15 protein-coding genes and 1 tRNA gene are annotated in these 16,674 nt (G+C 74.4%); 6 read left to right on the top strand and 10 right to left on the bottom strand.

Annotated features, from left to right (window positions below; all coding sequences use genetic code 11):
* The first annotated feature begins 13 nt into the window (after positions 1-13).
* The gene (locus KDL28_RS03355; protein ID WP_252435683.1) at positions 14-817 is read left to right on the top strand and encodes a neutral zinc metallopeptidase; all 804 of its coding nucleotides are present in this window, start codon (positions 14-16) and stop codon (positions 815-817) included.
* A gap of 123 nt (positions 818-940) precedes the next feature.
* Here the strand turns inward: KDL28_RS03355 and KDL28_RS03360 are convergent, their stop codons facing one another.
* Together KDL28_RS03360 and KDL28_RS03365 are read right to left on the bottom strand one after the other, a co-directional pair.
* Entirely contained in the window at positions 941-2,032 is a 1,092-nt protein-coding gene (locus KDL28_RS03360) for an LLM class flavin-dependent oxidoreductase (RefSeq protein WP_252435684.1), read from the bottom strand.
* 262 nt (positions 2,033-2,294) lie between these two features.
* The gene (locus KDL28_RS03365) at positions 2,295-3,089 is read right to left on the bottom strand and encodes a phosphatase PAP2 family protein (protein ID WP_252435685.1); all 795 of its coding nucleotides are present in this window, start codon (positions 3,087-3,089) and stop codon (positions 2,295-2,297) included.
* 128 nt (positions 3,090-3,217) lie between these two features.
* On the opposite strand from KDL28_RS03365, the gene KDL28_RS03370 reads away from it, so the two are divergent.
* On the top strand, positions 3,218-3,919 hold the full coding sequence (locus KDL28_RS03370; RefSeq protein ID WP_252435686.1) for a response regulator transcription factor: 702 nt from the start codon (positions 3,218-3,220) through the stop codon (positions 3,917-3,919).
* Positions 3,919-5,238: a HAMP domain-containing sensor histidine kinase gene (locus KDL28_RS03375; RefSeq protein WP_252435687.1), complete on the top strand. Its 1,320-nt coding sequence runs from the start codon at positions 3,919-3,921 to the stop codon at positions 5,236-5,238. The genes KDL28_RS03370 and KDL28_RS03375 overlap by 1 nt, the downstream gene beginning before the upstream one ends.
* Positions 5,239-5,247: 9 nt before the next feature.
* On the opposite strand, the gene KDL28_RS03380 is transcribed toward KDL28_RS03375, so the two are convergent.
* Entirely contained in the window at positions 5,248-5,709 is a 462-nt protein-coding gene (locus tag KDL28_RS03380; protein ID WP_252435688.1) for a hypothetical protein, read from the bottom strand.
* 414 nt (positions 5,710-6,123) lie between these two features.
* Between KDL28_RS03380 and KDL28_RS03385 the strand changes: the two genes are divergently transcribed.
* Positions 6,124-6,196: transfer RNA gene (locus KDL28_RS03385), tRNA-Ala, on the top strand.
* Positions 6,197-6,585: 389 nt separating this feature from the next.
* On the opposite strand, the gene KDL28_RS03390 is transcribed toward KDL28_RS03385, so the two are convergent.
* The 6 genes from KDL28_RS03390 to KDL28_RS03415 form a co-directional block, all read right to left on the bottom strand.
* Positions 6,586-7,002: a VOC family protein gene (locus KDL28_RS03390; RefSeq protein ID WP_252435689.1), complete on the bottom strand. Its 417-nt coding sequence runs from the start codon at positions 7,000-7,002 to the stop codon at positions 6,586-6,588.
* Between the two features lie 684 nt (positions 7,003-7,686).
* The gene (locus KDL28_RS03395; protein ID WP_252435690.1) at positions 7,687-9,570 is read right to left on the bottom strand and encodes a cation:proton antiporter; all 1,884 of its coding nucleotides are present in this window, start codon (positions 9,568-9,570) and stop codon (positions 7,687-7,689) included.
* A gap of 9 nt (positions 9,571-9,579) precedes the next feature.
* Positions 9,580-10,632, bottom strand: coding sequence for an ABC transporter substrate-binding protein (locus KDL28_RS03400; protein ID WP_252435691.1), 1,053 nt, complete (start codon positions 10,630-10,632; stop codon positions 9,580-9,582).
* 343 nt (positions 10,633-10,975) lie between these two features.
* A complete protein-coding gene (locus KDL28_RS03405) occupies positions 10,976-11,458 on the bottom strand; it encodes a DUF6463 family protein (protein ID WP_252435692.1) in 483 nt (160 codons plus the stop codon).
* 80 nt (positions 11,459-11,538) lie between these two features.
* Positions 11,539-12,192, bottom strand: a complete 654-nt coding sequence (locus tag KDL28_RS03410) for a response regulator (protein WP_252435693.1) — start codon at positions 12,190-12,192, stop codon at positions 11,539-11,541.
* On the bottom strand, positions 12,189-13,427 hold the full coding sequence (locus tag KDL28_RS03415) for a sensor histidine kinase (protein ID WP_252435694.1): 1,239 nt from the start codon (positions 13,425-13,427) through the stop codon (positions 12,189-12,191). Before KDL28_RS03415 ends, KDL28_RS03410 begins: the two co-directional genes overlap by 4 nt.
* 166 nt (positions 13,428-13,593) lie before the next feature.
* Here KDL28_RS03415 and KDL28_RS03420 point away from each other — a divergent pair, with 166 nt between their 5' ends.
* Together KDL28_RS03420 and KDL28_RS03425 are read left to right on the top strand one after the other, a co-directional pair.
* Entirely contained in the window at positions 13,594-13,860 is a 267-nt protein-coding gene (locus KDL28_RS03420) for a hypothetical protein (protein WP_252435695.1), read from the top strand.
* Positions 13,861-14,142: 282 nt separating this feature from the next.
* Positions 14,143-14,412: a DUF4242 domain-containing protein gene (locus KDL28_RS03425; protein WP_252435696.1), complete on the top strand. Its 270-nt coding sequence runs from the start codon at positions 14,143-14,145 to the stop codon at positions 14,410-14,412.
* A 7-nt stretch (positions 14,413-14,419) separates the two neighbouring features.
* On the opposite strand, the gene KDL28_RS03430 is transcribed toward KDL28_RS03425, so the two are convergent.
* Positions 14,420-16,663, bottom strand: a complete 2,244-nt coding sequence (locus KDL28_RS03430; protein ID WP_252435697.1) for a helix-turn-helix transcriptional regulator — start codon at positions 16,661-16,663, stop codon at positions 14,420-14,422.
* Positions 16,664-16,674: the final 11 nt, after the last annotated feature.

Here is a 16,674-nt window from a genome sequence, read left to right on the forward strand (position 1 = left end):
GGAGTGTCCACCGATGAACAAGACCGTCAGCACGCTCGCCGCCACCGGAGTGCTCGTCGCCGCGCTGAGCGCGTGCAGCATCCCCACCGCCGGGGCAGCCGCGCCGGCGGCGACCGGCCCGCAGGGCGCGCCCGCCGCCTCGACCACGGTGCAGCGCGACGCCGCCCAGCAGACCTTCTCGGTGTCGCAGGCCGCGCCGGCCGTCGTCCCGCAGGGCTCCTCGGACGACCCGTACGAGCGGGTCCTGTACGACGCCGAGGCCCTGCAGCCGATCATGGACGAGTTCTGGACCGAGGAGCTGGCCTACTACGGGCTGGAGTTCGACACCCCGGACCGGTTCGAGTACTACGTCGGCGACGGCAACGGCACCTGCGGCGGCGAGTACTCCGACGGCACCGACAACGCCTACTACTGCGCGGTCGACGGCGACGAGCACGTGGCCTTCGACGTGGACTGGCTGGCGAGCTACCTCGACGAGCACCCGGGCGACGCGGTCACCTTCCTGGTGCTGGCCCACGAGTGGGGGCACGCGGTGCAGGACACCTGGGTGGAGCAGCAGCCCGGCGTCGACTACTGGGAGGGCCCGGCCCAGGAGCTGAACGCCGACTGCCTGGCCGGTGTGTTCTGGGAGAACGGCCTGCGCACCGGCACGATCATCGAGGAGGACGGCGACGCCGAGGCCGTCTTCGGGTGGCTGGAGTCCGCCGGGTCGGGCGACTGGATGGACCCGGGCGACCACGGCACCGCCGAGCAGCGCCAGATCGCCTTCTCCGACGGCTTCGAGAACGGCCTGGACTACTGCCGCATCAACTACTGATCCCACCGGCCACTGGTCGACAGGAACCACCGGTCGATCGGCGACCGATCGATCGCGCGACGCGGGAGCGGCACCGGCATCGACCCGGTGCCGCTCCCGCGGTGCGTCAGGGCTCCTCGCGCATCAGGGGATGGTGCTCACCGCCGCCCCGCGCATGCCGCGGGCCTTGGGCAGCACCTCGCGGGCGAACAGGCCCAGGCTGTCGCGAGCGTGCTCGTAGGGCATCCCGCCGAACGCCGGGGCCAGGGTGAGGGAGAAGTCGCCGACGGCGTCGCGGACGGCCTCGATCTGGCCCAGGATCCGCTCCGGGCTGCCCCACAGCGTGGTGGCCGCGTAGTCGTCGGCGGCCTTCTCCAGGCCGATGGAGCGGAAGTACGCGGCGTTGTCGGCGTAGCGCTCGTGGCCCTTGATGCCGGCGAAGTGCTCCCCGGCCATCTCGTAGTGCTCGACGTTGCTCATGAAGAAGCGGTTGACGTGCTCGAAGTGCCGCTCGCGGGCCAGCGCGTCGTCGGTGTGGCAGTACATGTTGACGTTCAGCGCGATCGGCGGGGCGATCTCGCCGTGCTCGGCCTCGTACAGCTCGCGGTAGCGGGTGAAGGTGGGCATGAGGTCGGGCACCGGGCGGACGATGAACGACATCATGTGGGCGCGCAGCGCGGCCGCCGTGACCACCGAGTCCGGGGAGCCCGCCACGCAGTAGCGCCGCCCGTGGAACGACGCCCGCGGCCGTGGCCGCAGCTCGGTGCGCGGCTGCGGGTAGAACGGGCCGTCGCCGGAGATGAACCCGGTCTCCAGCGCCTCGAAGATCATCGGGGCGGCCTCGTCGAAGCGGTCGCGGGTCTCGTCGAGGGGGATGCGGAAGGGCTCGTACTCGGTGCGCGAGAGCCCGCGACCGAAGCCGAGCAGCAGCCGGCCGCCGGAGAGCGTGTCGAGCATCAGCGCCTTCTCCGCCACCCGCAGCGGGTCGTTCCACGGCAGGATCACCGCGGCCGTGCCCAGCCGGATCCGCGACGTGCGCCCGGCCAGGTGGGCCAGCAGCAGCAGGTTGTCCGGGCACAGCGAGTAGTCCGAGAAGTGGTGCTCGACGACCCAGACGGCGTCGTAGCCGAGCCGTTCGGCGGCGAGCGCCACCTCCACCTCGCCGGCGTAGGTCTGCTGGTCGGACAGGCTCGGGTCGAGCTTGCCGAAGCCGAGGTTGATCCCGATGCTCAGCACTGCCGTTGCACCTCTCTGCCGCGGACGGACTCGACGACCGACTCGACGACGGGGGTGCCGGCGCGTGCGCCGTGGTCGTGCGGGGTTCCCGACATCGGCTCCCCTCCGCTGCGGTGCGGTCGCGGGCTTCTTCTCCCGTCACGCTACGGGCGCTCGGGCGGTCCTCCGACGCACTGGTGAGGAACCGGCCGCGATCGGTCCGCGGTCGGCCGATGACCCCGCGTCATCCGTCGCGGTGGCGCCCGACCGGGGCGGCCCGCGCCTACGACGCCGCGACGAGCGCCCGGTGCGGACCGGTGTCGGCGTCGGGGCCGGGGCTGGGGCCGGCGGCGGGCCGTTCGAGGAAGGCCACCACGGTCAGGCACCCCGCCAGCCACGCCCCGCCCAGCATCCACCCGGCCAGGACGTCGGTGAGCCAGTGCGCCCCGAGGTAGAGCCGGCTGATCCCCACCGTCGCCGTCGCGGCGAGGGCCACCACGACCAGGACGGCCCGACCGGTGGTGCGGCGCAGCGACGGCAGCACCGCCACCGCCAGCACCCCGGCCACGACGGCGGAGTTGAACGCGTGGCCCGAGGGCAGCGCCGAGTCCACGACGGCGACCAGGTCGTCGGCCAGCGGCGGGCGCGGCCGCGCGTAGAGGTGCTTGAACCCCGAGCTGACCAGCGGCGACCCGAGCGTCGCGACCGCGGCGGCGACCGCCGTCAGCGGCCGCCCGCGCCACCACAGCAGGACCACCACCAGCAGCACGGCCACCGTCGTCGCCGGGCTGTCGCCGACGACGCTCGCCACCTGCATCGCCGCCGTCGTCGCCGGGTCGCGGCGGTCGGCGAACCAGGCGAGCGCCGGACCGTCCAGCCGGGCCGGGCCGGTGCCCCGCCACACCATCAGCACCACCCAGGCGTGCCCGGTGAACAGGGCGGCGGTCAGCGCCGCGCCCAGCAGCACCGGGGTGCCGGGGAGCGCGGCGACGGGCCGCCGGGTGCGCAGGACGATGCCCGTCGCGCACAGCGCGAAGACGACCATGCCGAGCACGAGTCCGAACGGAGCCAACCCCATGCCCCCGACGGTAGGAAGGTCCCGGTAATCGGCCGCGACGACGAACGTGAGCGGAAGGCAAAATCGCGTCCACCGGCCCCGCGCTCGGTGGCGGTCGCGGTCTCCGGGCGCCCTCGTAGGGTGTCGGCGTGCCGAACCTGCTGGTGGTCGAGGACGACGAGACGATCGGTGAGGCACTGACGGCGAGCCTGCGCAGCCACGGCCACCAGGTGGACTGGCAGCGCGAGGGCTACCCGGCGCTGCGCGCCGCGGCCGCGACCGAGTTCGACCTCGTCCTGCTCGACCTGGGCCTGCCCGACCTGGACGGCGTCGAGGTCTGCCGCAGGCTGCGCGTCGAGCTGCCCAGCACCGTGCTGGTCGTGCTGACCGCGCGCACCACCGAGATGGACGTGGTGGTCGGGCTGGAGGCGGGCGCCGACGACTACCTGACCAAACCGGTCCGGCTGGCCGAGCTGCACGCGCGCCTGCGCGCCCACCTGCGCCGCAGCGCCGCGACGACGCACCCCGCCGCCCCGACGGCGCTCGGCGACCTGGTGATCGACACCGCCGGGCGGCGGGTCACCGTGCGGGGGCGGGAGGTTCCGCTGCGGACCAAGGAGTTCGACCTGCTGGCCCGGCTGGCCGCCGAGCCGGAGCACGCGGTCAGCCGCGACGCCCTGATGTGCGACGTCTGGGACAAGCACTGGTTCGGCTCCACCAAGACCCTCGACGTGCACGTCGCGGCGGTGCGCCGGCGCCTCGCCGAGGTCGCCGACGGCGCCCGCGTCCCGCAGATCGTCACCCTGCGCGGGCACGGCTACCGGCTCGAAGCCCCCGCCGAGCCGGGCTGATGCGCCGCCGGATCATCGGGTCGACGGTGATCGCCGTCGTGCTGGCGATCGCCCTGTTCGGCGCGCCGCTGGCGATCGTCGTGGGCCGCTACCTGCTCGACGACGAGCGCACCGAGCTGGAGCGCGAGGCCAACGTGGTGGCCCTGATGCTGGCCGTCGAGCTGGCCGAGGACGACACGATCGCCGTCCTGCCCGACGTGCCGGGCACCGACGACGACGCCGACTTCGCCTTCTACGACGACTTCGGCCGCCGGGTCGTCGGCGTCGGCCCCGAGGTGCTGGAGAACGACGTCCTGGAGGCGCTCGTCGGCGACATCGAACCCGGTGACACCGCGGCCGAGCTGGTCATCGGCGCCCCCGTCGCCCACGACGGCGCGTACGTCGGCGTGGTGCGCGTGGCCGCCCCGCGCACCGAGACCTACCTGTGGATCGGCCTGGTGTGGTTGCTGATGGCCGCGCTGGGGGTGTTCGCCGTCGGCGCGGCCTGGCTGATGGCCCGGCGCCAGGGCGCCCGGCTGGCCCGGCCGCTGGAGCAGCTCGCCCTCGCCGCGGAGCGCCTCGGCGACGGCGACTTCAGCGCGCGCTCCCCGGCCAGCGGGATCGCCGAGATCGACGCGGTCGGCGCCGCGCTGGACAGCACGGCCCGGCGCATCGGCGACACGCTGGCCCGCGAGCGGGCGTTCTCCGCCGACACCTCCCACCAGCTGCGCACCCCCCTGACCGGGCTGCGCCTGGGCCTGGAGGCCGCGCTGGACGTCCCCGCGGATCGCCGTTCGGTCGCCGGGCTGTCGGCCGCCATCGCCACCGCGGTCGCCACCACCGACCGGCTGGAGCAGATCGCCGACGACCTGCTGCAGCTGGCCCGCGACACGAACCGGGGCGGCGCCCTGCAGGTCGGCGACCTGCTGGAGCGCACGAGGGCCGAGTGGGCCGACGTGCTGGGCGCGGCCGGGCGACCGCTGCGCCTCGTGGTGGCGCCGGACCTGCCCGCGGCCGCGGCGGCCGGCGCCGCGGTGCGCCAGGTGCTGGCGGTGCTGCTCGACAACGCCACCCGGCACGGGGCGGGCGCGGTCACCGTCACGGCCCGCGACGCCGACGACGCCGTGGCCGTCGACGTCGAGGACGAGGGCCCCGGCGTGCCCGACTCCGCCGAGCCGTTCGTGCGCCGCTCCCGCACCGCGGGCGGGCACGGCATCGGGCTGCCGCTGGCCCGCAGCCTGGCCGAGGCCGAGGGCGGCCGGCTGCTGCTCGGGCGCCGCTCGCCGCCCCGGTTCACGCTGCTGCTGCCGATCGCCACCGAGCACGCGCCCGACGCCTGAGCCCCGCCCTCAGCCGGAGGGCCGGATGCACCCGATCAGCTCTCCGCGCCGCCACTGCGGCCCCGGGGAGCGGACGGCGACGTCGTGGAGCGGTTCGTCCCCGGGGTGCGTGAGGACGTAGCGGTGCAGCGGGACGAACGGCTCGGCGCAGCCGTCGACGGCGGCGGCCGCCTCCCGGACGGCCACCCCGTACGCCGGGGCGGCCTCCGGCCCGGGTCCGGACCGCAGGACCAGCGGGACCGCGAGCCCGAGCGTCACACCGAGGGTGACCGGCGCGACGATCTGCGCGACACGCGCCGACCTCCCGACCGGCCGACCCGACGCCGTGGTCCGGGCGACCAGCACCGTGCCCACCGCCGCCGCGGTGAAGGCCGCGACGAGCACCCAGAGAGCGAGCACGCCGGTCTCGCCGCCCTCCAGGTACTCGATCGGCTGTGCGATGAACGACAGCACGCCCAGCACACTGGCCACCACGCCGACCGCGCGGTTGACGCGGTCACGCAACGGGGGGTCGGGCGGCACGGGCCCGGGCGGCGGGTCGGGAACGGGTTCGGGCGCAGGAGCCACGGACGACCTCGGAGGTTGCGCAGGAAGCTGAGGAGCGTGCATGTGCACGATCGTTTGCACGTGCACGTGCAGAGAGTATCGAGCAGCCTCTCCTCAGTGCAGTACTCCGCGCAAGGTCGACACGTTCGGTCACCGCCGGTCGGCGAACGGGCGAGCACGGCCCGTGAGCGGCGTCACTCCCCGGCCGGGGTCGCTCTGGGTCATCGGGTCGCGGTGTCGATTGCACACCGACGTCGCGGGACCGATGGGTCGGCGGCGGGCCGATGGGGAACCCGGGTGCGAGGGACGGGGAGGGGTCGTGTAGGTTCTTCTTCGCAAGGGGCTGTGGCGCAGCTGGTAGCGCACTTGACTGGCAGTCAAGGGGTCAGGGGTTCGAATCCCCTCAGCTCCACCCAGGTCAGAAGCGTGATCAACGATCACGAGCTGTAGGATCTCCGGCCGGTACAGCAGCGGAGTACAGCTACGGCCTCCCGCTCCGCTCCCGGGCGGCCGCGCGCCACAGGGCCGCCGGCCATGCGCCCGGCAAGGGGGAAGCTGATCGACGTCAGTAGTGGTCATCCCCGCTGGCCGCAGATCGTCTTAGCGTGCCCGGGCGGCGTCAACCCCGCTGCGCGCCCCGATCCCGCCAGTGGTGCCGACGAGCACAGATGCGCGAACGGGGGTGGTGGTCCGGTAGCGGTATCGGGGGTTCCGGGTTGACACCTCCCGGTCCCGCCAAGTGCCGGCCAGGATCGCGGGGATGGGGACATGCGGTCGAACTCGCAGGTTTCAATGGACGCCTCACTGCGCCGCAGCCGCTTCGGTGTGCGCATTGAAGACGAGCTCCCAGACGTGCCCATCAGGATCGCTGAAGTAACCCATGTACGACCCGTCGTATTCATCTGCGGGTCCGGTAACCGATCCACCCGCTTTCGAGGCACGCGCGAGCACGTCGTCCACTTCCTCTTTGCTGCCGATCGCGCACGAAATAATGCATGCACCCGCCGTAGGACCGATCTGCGTCGTCATACCGGCGCGGTCCGTGTACGTCGCGTACTCACTCTTCTCGATCAAGAACAGCGACAGGTTCGGCAGCTCGAACAAGATGCCGCCTTCGTCGACGTCGGGCGCTGGTAGGTCCAGCCCATCGCGATAGAAGCGCAACGATCTGTCCAGGTCGGTGATCGGCAACGAGACGACAACGGTCGCTGGTTTCACGCCGGGCACTCTATCGGCATCGGCGGAGCATCGCACTCAAGCCCGACAGGCCGACCGCGTAAGTACAGCAACGCCGGCAGCCGAGGCGCCCCGCCCGATCTTCGGCATGCCGCCTGCCCTCGTGATCTGCCTCGCCAAGCTTGATCGTCGAGTTCGCACCGAAGAGGCCGGGGCCCGCACCTGACAGCGGCTCCTGATAGCAGCAGACCAGGACGAAGGAGTACGACCAGTGCCAGCGAGAAGGGACGGCGGGCAGGTCGTGGACGGACGTAGATGGTCCGAAACGTCACGGCCGAGCCTGGCAGTCAAGGGGTCAGGGGTTCGGATCCCCTCAGCTCCACCCTTTCTCACCAGCCGGTTCTCCGGCGGACCGACCCGCCATCACCGGTCGGACGGCTACAAGCGGTAGAAACCCACCCGAGGCGCTGGAGATGCGGTGGTCGGTAGCGCGCGATCGTGCGAAGGTCCGGGCCGCCTGCTCGTCGTGGAGCCCGGCTCGACGACCCGGCCCTCTCGTCAGAGCGCGGGGTGTGGACGGCGAAGCCGTCCGGACTCGCCGAGGCGATCGATGGTGCACGGACCTTGCTGAGACCCGCACACGTTTGTCCCGGCTCGACTCGCCGGCCGAGCTCCTCGCGGTGGGATGCGCCCCAGCGCCGCCCCGCGCCACCGCGATCCGGGGTATCACGTGCCGTGCCGCCGCGAGGTCTGTTGCGTCGCGCCGGACCCCGCCGCCGTCGGGGGCACGGTCACCAGGAGTGCGCCGGAATCTCCTGCTGTCGATGCCGTCGGCCCGGGTGCCTCCCAGTCAGCGACCGGCCGCACGACCACCGCTCCCGGGTCGGGCGCGGAACCATCCTCGTCCCGCTCGACGTCCTCCGCTGCGGCACCGGACCGACCCGCGATCCGGACCTGCCCGCCGCCGAACCGCCGGGCGAGCTCCGCGGCCAACGCGCGCGTCGCGGCGGGCGCCGACTCGTCGTCGTGCAGGACCGCCCGCCGCGCCCGGCCGGAGCCGCGCACGAACGCCACCGGGGCGGGCGCCACTGCGGCCACCGCCTCCGCCCAGCCGCCCGTCCACGGCTGCTCCACGTCCGGGACGACGACCAGGCTGCTGTGCCGGGCGGCGGCCGCGTGGACCGTGCCGTGGGCGAGCGACCGGTCGACCACCACCGCGGTGTCGCTGTCGACGCCCGCCCCGCTGACCAGCTCCCGCATCGCGGCCAACTCGGCGTCCCCGGGCGACGGCTCCCCCTCGCGCCGGACCAGGACCGGTTCGACCGTGCCCCCGTCCACCCGCGCGACCCGCTGGGCGAGCCGCAGCAGGGCGCGGACGTGGGCCGGAGGGATCCCGGCCGGGAGCGCGACGAGCACCCGCGCCCCGAGGGGCGTCGGCGCGACGGCCCGCGGCAGCCGCGGCGCGGTGAGCCGTACCGCGAGCGGCGAGACGATCAGGCTGACCAGGATCAGCACCAGCACCGCGTTGACGACCGCGGTCTGGAACAGGCCGAGCTGCAGCCCCACCGTCGTCGCCGCGAGGGTCGCCGCCGCCTGCGGGGTGGTCAGTGCGAACAGCACACCGCTCTGGGGCCCGCTGAAGCCGAGCAGGCGGGCGGCCCACGCCGCCACCGCCTTGCCGCCCAGGCACGCCACGATCAGCACGCCGGCCAACGTCAGTGTCGAGGGCTGGACGAGCACCGTCGGGTCGAGGATGAACCCGATCGAGACGATGAACACCGGCACGAACAACGCGCTGCCGAAGAACTCCACCCTGGCCATCAGCCGGCCCCCGTTGGGCACCAGCCGGTTCAGCGCGAGCCCGGCGAAGAACGCGCCGACGATGCCCTCGATGCCGAAGGTCTCGGCGAGCACCGCTGCGGCGAGGAAGGCGGCGATGAGCAGCACGTAGCGGGTCGGCTGGTTCGAGCCGAGCCGGCGGAACACGCCGCGGACGGCCCACGGCAGCGCGAGCAGCGTGGCGCCGACGACCACGGCCATGCCGACGACGAGCTGCAGCGCGATGGTGAACCCGGACCCGCTGCCCTGCTGGGCGCCCGACACCGCCGCCAGCACGACGAGGGCGAGCGTGTCGGTCAGCACGGTCGCCCCGACCGCGGTGGCGACCGCCGGGTCCGCGCCCAGCCCCCGGTCCCTGACCAGCTCATAGGTGACCAGGGTGTGCGAGGCGAGCAGCGAACCGAGCAGCAACGTCGCCGGGAGCGGCCAGCCCAGCAACAGCCCAGCCGAGACGCCGAGGGACATCGGTGCGCCGAAGGTCAGCACGCCGAAGGCGAGTGCGGAGCGCCGGTAGGCGCGCAGTTGGGCCAGGTCGAGCTCCAACCCGGCGAGGAACATCAGGTAGAGCAGTCCCAGCTGACCCAGCTCGGGCACGGTCGCCTGGGTCGCGGCTATCAGGTCGAGCCCGTGCGGGCCGATGAGGAACCCACCGAGCAGCAGGCCGACGATCCCGGGCACGCCGAATCGCTCGACCAGCCGGGGCGCGGCGACCACGACGACGAACAGCAGCAGGAACTCCCACGCGGGTCCGGTCGGGAGCTGCAGGTCCATGCGGCCTCCTCAGGCTCCCGTGCGCAGCAGCGGGACGTCCGCCACCGCTTCCGGGTAGTCGTCGCCGAGCCAACGGTCGGCGAGCTCGGCGAGCGTGCCGTCGGTGGTGAACCGTCGGATGGCGGTGTCGAGCGCGGCGGCGTTGGGCGACGAGCGCGGCACGGCGGCGGCGATGCTGTCGTCGCCGGGCAGTTGCGCGGCACTGGCGAGGGTGCCGCCCGAACGTGCGGCGAGCACCATCGCCACGGGCAGGTCCAGCAGGACGGCGTCGACGGCGCCGGCGCGCAGCATGTCCACCGACGCGTCCTGTCCGCTGGTCGCGATGGCCGGCGCGGCGGGCCGGATCTGCTCCTGCAGCGCAGCGAGCAGCGTGGAGCCGGCCGTCACGGCCCAGCGCAACCCACGGGCGGTGTGCACGTCGGGGATCCCGGTGCCCGAGCGGACCAGCGCCGTCGGCCTCGCGGACAGGTAGGGAACCGAGAAGTCGAGCACCTCGGCACGCCGTGCGGTCGGCGTGAGCTGTGCCAGGGCGATGTCGGCACCGCCGAGGTCGCCAGCGGCGAGGCGTTCAAGGGGCACTTCGACGACTCGGACGGTGTCCAGGCCGAACCGGGCGGCGAGCCGCTGCGCCAACTCCTCCTCGAAGCCACCGCCGGGGGTCGCGGCCGGGTCCTCCCAGAACCCGGGCGTCGGTACCGCGATGGTCGCGACCGTCAGGGTGCCGGGGGCCACGGGCGTGAACTCCCCGGCCGGCACGGGCACCAGCCCGCCCGGCCGGCCGCAACCTGCGATCAGCAGCAGCACGGCCAGCGGCACGAGAGCGGTCGCGCTCAGCGTCCTGAATCGTCTGCTCACCGTCACCCCGCCAGCCGCCCGCCGCGCGGCGTCGACGAAGCCAGTATGTGGACCGGACGGCCGATCAGAGGGGGACACGCCTGACCCGAACGGCGGAACCGCTCCGGCACGGCAGCCAGCCCTGACAGGTGCTGGCCATGACGACATCGAGATGTGCTCCAGCGGGGCGCCGGAGTCCGACAGCAGGGACACGAAGCCGTGCCGCATCTCGCGCGGCGTCCACTCGGCTCGTCGGCCATGCCACGGCACCGCCGGGAGCGCCCTCGACCTCTTCCACACCCGCGATGTTCGGGGGATGACCACCGATGTCGCCCGGTCGTCCGGTGGCGCTGGACCGCACCCGGCCGGGCCTGCGACGGTGCCGGATCGCGGCGACCTGGCCACCCGGGCCGGCACGCCGCCGCGAGCCGGTCTCGGATCTGCTCGTTGGCCCGGGTCCGCGCGGAGGACTCGACGGCGGCCTTGGACGCCGCGTACGCGCCGAAGGCCGGGGGGACCGCCGGGTCGCCGCGCTCGCGGGCGACCCGGGTCCGCGGGATGGCGCGTCGCGCTACCGGGCGGAGCGGATCCGGCGGCCCGGGGCGCGGCGCACCTTGCGGGCGCCGGCCACGAGCAGCCCGCCGATGAGCAGCAGTATGGACGTCCCGAGGTCGAAGCCGCCGAGCATGCCGAGCAGCACGGCCCACGCGGCGACGCCCCATCCCAGCCATCCGGGCACCCGTTCACCGCGCCGGGCCAGCCGGGTCACGAGCGAGCCGAGCAGCAGCAGGGGCACGCCGAAGCTCCCCGGGGTGAGCCAGAACGCCTCCGCGACGGCGAGCCGCTCGGGCGAGGGGTCCAGCGTGACCGTGTTGAAGAACCCCTCGTCGAAGACCTGCGCCCAGACGTCCCGGCGCATCAGGGCGGAGGCCACGGTGTGCAGGACGCCGCCGCACACCGCGCAGAGCCCTCCCCACGCGGAGGGGTTGCGCCACCAGGCGCGCGACGTCGTCGTGTCGGGAAGCGTGTCGGGAAGCGTGTCGATGTCCGGCATGCGTCCCAGCCTGCGCGCCGGGCCCGCGGAGGTCGTCGCCCTCGGGTCGTGGACCGCTCCACCGAAGTGATGAGATCGGTCTAGGTCCGGGGGACGAGCCCGTTCTCGTACGCGAAGATCACCGCTTGCACGCGGTCGCGGACCTCGAGCTTGGCCAGGAGGTGGCCGACGTGCGTCTTCACCGTGGCCTCCGAGAGGAAGAGCCGCTGGGCGGTCTCGGCGTTGGAGTGGCCCCGAGCGATCTCCAGCAGCACGTCGCGCTCGCGCGCGGTGAGCCGCTGCAGCAGCGGAGAAGCGGTGCGCGCGACCCCTGCGGTCGCGAGATGGCCGAGCATGCGGCGGGTCGTGGAGGGCGCGAGCACGGCATCGCCGGCGTGCACGGCGCGGATCGCGTGCAGCACCTCGGCGGCCGAGGCGTCCTTGAGCAGGAACCCGCTCGCGCCGGCGCGCAGCCCGGCGAAGGCGTACTCGTCGAGGTCGAACGTCGTCAGCACGATCACCTTGGGCGCGTCCTCGCGCGCGGTGACCAGCCCGGTCGCCTCGACGCCGTCCATGCGCGGCATCTGCACGTCCATCAGCACGACGTCGACCTGCGTCCCGGCCAACCCCGCCACCGCCTCCGCGCCGTCGGCGGCCTGCAGGACGATCCGCATGTCGTCGGTGGCGTCGATCAGCATGGCCAGGCCGACGCGGACCAGCTCCTGGTCGTCGACCAGGGCGACCCTGATCGTCATCCCGGCTCCCTGTCGCCGACGCGGAACTCCGCACGCACCCTGAAGCCGCCGTCGGCGGGACCGGCCTCGAACGTACCGCCCGCCGCCCACACCCGCTCCTGGACACCGCGCAGGCCGACGCCGGCTCCCGGGACCGCAGACCTGCCCCCGCCGTCCCCGCCGTCGTCGTCGACGACGACGACCGACGCCTCCGGTTCGTGCGCGATCGTGACGGTGACCGTGGCGTGCGGGCCGGCGTGCTTGACGCTGTTGGTCAGGGCCTCCTGGATCAGCCGGTACGCCGCCGCGGCCGCGGCCGCCGTCACGGCGGCCGAACCCCGCTCGACAAGGCGAACGTCGACGCCCGTCGCGCGCACCCGTTCCACCAAGGCCGGTACCTCGGCGAGCGAGGGCCGCACGGCCTCCCGGGGCGCGGCCTCCCGCAGCACCTGCAGCGTGCCGCGCATGTCGGTCAACGCCTCCCGGGCGGTGTCGGCGATGACCGACAGCGCCTGGGCCGCCCGGGCCGGCGACCTGCCTGCGATGGCCGAGCCGCCTTCGGCCTGGCGCACGATGACCGCCAGCGAGTGGGCGACGATGTCGTGCATGTCGCGCGCGATGCGCCGGCGTTCCTCTGTCGCGGCCCGCTCGGCGGCTCCGGCGGCCTCCTCGACCAGGCGCCGGCGCCGGTCGAAGTGGGACCGGCCCACGGCCCAGGTGCCGGCCACCGCCGCGACCAGGGCGAGGAGGGCCAGCAGCAGCGTGAGCCACCCCGCGGGGAGCGCGCCGTACGCCGTCGCCGTTCTCGCGGTGCAGAGCAACGCCCCGGCCACGCCGATCCCGAGGGCGAGCAGGCTCTCGGGCCGGGGGCGCTGCGCGGCGACGGCGTGCAGGAGCACCAGGTAGACCGCCGACGAGGGGAGGAAGAACAGCGGGATCTCCATCTCCTCACCCGCCCCGGCCAGGCCCAGCCCCTCGGGCCGGACCACCGTGTTCGGCAGCGCGACGGTCACCGCCATCGCCAGGCCGGCGAGGAGGAACGCGGTCGCGGTGGCGATCCGGCGCAGCGCGACGGTGGCGAGCAGCACGAGCCCGCAGCCGCCTGCCACCCACAGCGTCCAGTCCTGGCGGGTGGCCGCCCGGAGGACCTCGAGCGACGGCGGCCCCACGACCGCGGCGACGGCCAGGGCGAGCAGGGCGTCCGGCACGACCGGGTGCGCGCGCATCCAGCGGTCCGCGCGGTCGGTCCAGGTCACGGCCCCGATCGTAGGCTCAGCCGCCGCGTCGACCCGTTCCGCGCGGTGGTCGCCGTGGGGATGCTGGCCCCGTGCTGGTGTCGTTCGCGGACTTCGAACTCGACACCGCCGTGTTCGAGCTGCGCCGCGCGGGCCGGCCGGCCGGGCTCCGGACGCACGAGCGGACGTGCCGGTGCCGCACAACCTGCCGACCGACCGCACCCCGCTGTTCGGGCGCGCGGCGGAGATCCCGACGATCGCCGCGCTCGTCGGCGGGCACCGGCTGGTCACGCTGCTCGGGATCGGGGCACCGGCAAGACCCGGCTGGCCGGCCGCCACGGCGACCGGGCGGCGCCGCGACGTGCCGGCCGCGATCGCGCACTGCCGCGACGACCGGGGCGTCTACCGGTTCCGCAACGACCACCGCTTCGTGGTCGGGCGTCGACCCCGGTGACGGCGGGTCTCCGCGACCGCGCCGGGCTACCCGACCGTGATCCGGTAGGTGGCCGCCGGGTCGACCGGCACGCCGCCGATGGCGGCGCGCTCACCCGCGTTCCGGTGCACGGCGCCTCGACGGTGCCCACGGCGGCTCCTGGGCGCGGTGCCCATCCCCCAGCGCACCGGATGTCGAGGAGGACGCCACCAACCACGGACGCGGGTGAACCGGTCGGCGAAAGGGACGTCTTGCCCGGCCCGCTACCGTCGAGTGCGCCACACGGAGCGAGGGGGTTGGGCCGTGCCCGTCTTCATGATCGAGCGCCGGTACGCCGAGGACGTCGAGGCGAACGCCGAGGAGGTCGACGGCATCAACCGCATCAACGACGAGGAGGGCGTCCGCTGGCTGTACTCCTTCCTGTCGGCGGACAAGCGCAAGACCTACTGCCTGTACGAGGCGCCGTCGCCGGAGGCCATCCGCCGGGCCGCGGCCAAGGCCGGGCTCCCGGCCGACGTCGTCGTGGAGGTGTCCGAGCGCATCCTGGCCGACGGCAGCCGCGCCCGCGTCTGACCGGTCCTCACCCCAGCTGGTGCTCGGCGGCGTAGCGGGCCGCCTGGGTCCGGTTCGCGGTCCCGGTCTTCATCAGGATGCTGCGGATGTGGTTGGCGGCGGTGTTCGAGCTGATGAACAGCCGCGCGCCGATCTCCCGGTTGCTCAGGCCCCTGGCCAGCAGCTCGATCACCTCCACCTCGCGCGCGGTGAGGACGGCGCGTCCGGCGAGCTGGTGCAGCGGCTCGAGCCTGCGCAGCACGCGGACCTGGCCGATCGACGCGGCCATGGCCCGCGCCCTGGCGGCCAGCTCCCGGGCCCGGTCCCGGTCGGTGCCGGAGGCGTGCAGCGCCACGGCGTGCTCGGCCAGCGTCTCGGCGGTGTGCACCACCGAGCCCATCCGCTCGTCGAGGGCCAGTGCGGTGGCGAAATGCCGCTCCGCGCCCGCCGTGTCGCCGACCAGCGCGGCGATCCGGGCCAGGTAGCGGTCGGCGCTGCCGAACGCGGCGACGAACTGACCGCCGAGCAGGTTCATGCCGGCGTGGTCGGCCAGGAACGGCCGTAGCGCGGCGGCCGCGTCGCGGTCGCCCAGCGCGAGTGCGCCCTCGGTCATGAAGGCCAGCTCGATCGGCCACTGCGCCTCGGTGGTGTGCGCGGCGAGGGTGCCGTCGAGCAGGTGGCGCAGGGCCCGGCGGATGCCCTCGGTGATGCCCAGCTCCGTGTAGAGCGCGAGCAGCCCGGCCACCCACCGGTCGGCGAAGGTCTCGCGGCCGGTGAGGTGGCCGCGGGCGACGGCCAGCCGCCCCGTCTCGCGGCTGATCATGAACATCTGCACGCCGTAGGAGCCTTCGGTGGTGTCCACGCCGAACGCCTCGCCGAGCTGGAGCGCGGCCGCCGCCCGGCGCTCGGCCCCGGCGAAGTCGCCCTCCAGGAACGCCCGGCCCTGGGCCAGGCACCCGGCGAAGTAGTGGTGCCACGGCTGCCCGGTGGACCGGACCGCGCGCTGGTGGTCGGCCAACGCCTCGGCCAGCTCGTCGGGCCGACCCGCCTGGTAGGTCACCATCGCCCGGAAGAACAGGGCGACGCTGAGCGTCTCGCGGTCGCCCGACCCGGCGCACATCGCGGCCAGCTCGGCGGTGCGGGCCAGCTGGGTGGCCCCGACGTCCGGGGTGAGGCCGTGCCACAGGCTCGCCTTGAGCGCGTGCACCAGGACCGCCCGGTCGCCCGACCGGCGCGCGTTGTCGATGGCCCGGGTGCCCACGACGCGGGAGTCCGCGGTCCGCCCGGCGAAGGCCAGCGCCCGGCCCAGGCTGCCCAGCGCCCGGATCCGCAGCAGGTCGTCGGGGGCGAGCGGGCAGTCGGCGAGTGCGGTGGTGATCAGGTCCGCGGCCCGGCCCTCGGCGAGGCCGGGCCGGGAGTCGGCCTCCTCGACGCCGATCGCCGCCCGCAGCCGGACGAGGGGGTCCGCCATCGTGGTCAACCGCAGGTAGATCACCCTCGCGCCGGCGAAGTCGCCTGCGCGCAGGTGGTTCGCCGCGGCCTCGAACGACAGCTCCGCGCGGGTGCCCTCGGCGGTCTCGGGCAGGGTGGCGGCGCGGTCGAACCACAGTGCGGCCTCCTCGAAGGCCAGGCTGTGCACGGCCTGGCGGGCGGCCGCCAGCGCGTGCCGCACGGCCTGCTCGTGGTACCCGAGCAGGTGGGCCTCCAGGTAGTGGTGGGCGATGCGCGGGGTCAGCGCCGGGTCGCCGTGCGCCTCGAGCGCCTGCGCCACCCGGGCGTGCAGCATCGTGGCGCGGGCCCGCGGCAGCCGGTCCAGCACGGCCTGCCTGGTCAGCGAGTGCACGAAGCCGTAGCGGCCGGGTGCCGCGTCGTCGGCCTCGATCAGGCCGACGGCGGTCGCGGAGTCCACGGCGTCCATGCTCTGGGCGCGGTCGGTGGCGCTGGCCCGCACCAGCGTGGGCAGGTCGAAGTGGTCGCCCAGCACGGCGGCCAGCTCGATGAGCTCCCGCACCCGCTCGCCCAGGCCGGCGAGCCGCGCCGCGAGCGTGTCGCCGATCGAGACCGGCACGCGCTGCGGGCCGCGCAGCGCGGAGACACCGCCGCGGCGTTCGAGGTCGGTCCAGGTCTCCCGGAGGAAGAACGGGTTGCCGCCGGTCCGGTCGCGCAGGATCGCCGCCGGCGCCCTGGCCCCGGCCGGCGACACCCCCGAGCGCTGGCACACGAACTCCGCGATCGCGTCGGTGTCGAGACCGTCGAGGTCCAGGCGTCGCACGCGGTCCAGCC

This window comes from Pseudonocardia humida (genome assembly GCF_023898865.1).
Lineage (GTDB): Bacteria > Actinomycetota > Actinomycetes > Mycobacteriales > Pseudonocardiaceae > Pseudonocardia > Pseudonocardia humida.

Excerpts from the sequence above, each read along its gene's own strand:
- KDL28_RS03400 (WP_252435691.1), bottom strand. The coding sequence starts at position 10,632 with ATGCGGCACGGCTTCGTGTCCCTGCTGTCGGACTCCGGCGCCCCGCTG.
- KDL28_RS03395 (WP_252435690.1), bottom strand. The coding sequence starts at position 9,570 with ATGGACCTGCAGCTCCCGACCGGACCCGCGTGGGAGTTCCTGCTGCTG.
- KDL28_RS03355 (WP_252435683.1), top strand. The coding sequence starts at position 14 with ATGAACAAGACCGTCAGCACGCTCGCCGCCACCGGAGTGCTCGTCGCC.
- KDL28_RS03375 (WP_252435687.1), top strand. The coding sequence starts at position 3,919 with ATGCGCCGCCGGATCATCGGGTCGACGGTGATCGCCGTCGTGCTGGCG.
- KDL28_RS03365 (WP_252435685.1), bottom strand. The coding sequence starts at position 3,089 with ATGGGGTTGGCTCCGTTCGGACTCGTGCTCGGCATGGTCGTCTTCGCG.
- KDL28_RS03405 (WP_252435692.1), bottom strand. The coding sequence starts at position 11,458 with ATGCCGGACATCGACACGCTTCCCGACACGCTTCCCGACACGACGACG.
- KDL28_RS03410 (WP_252435693.1), bottom strand. The coding sequence starts at position 12,192 with ATGACGATCAGGGTCGCCCTGGTCGACGACCAGGAGCTGGTCCGCGTC.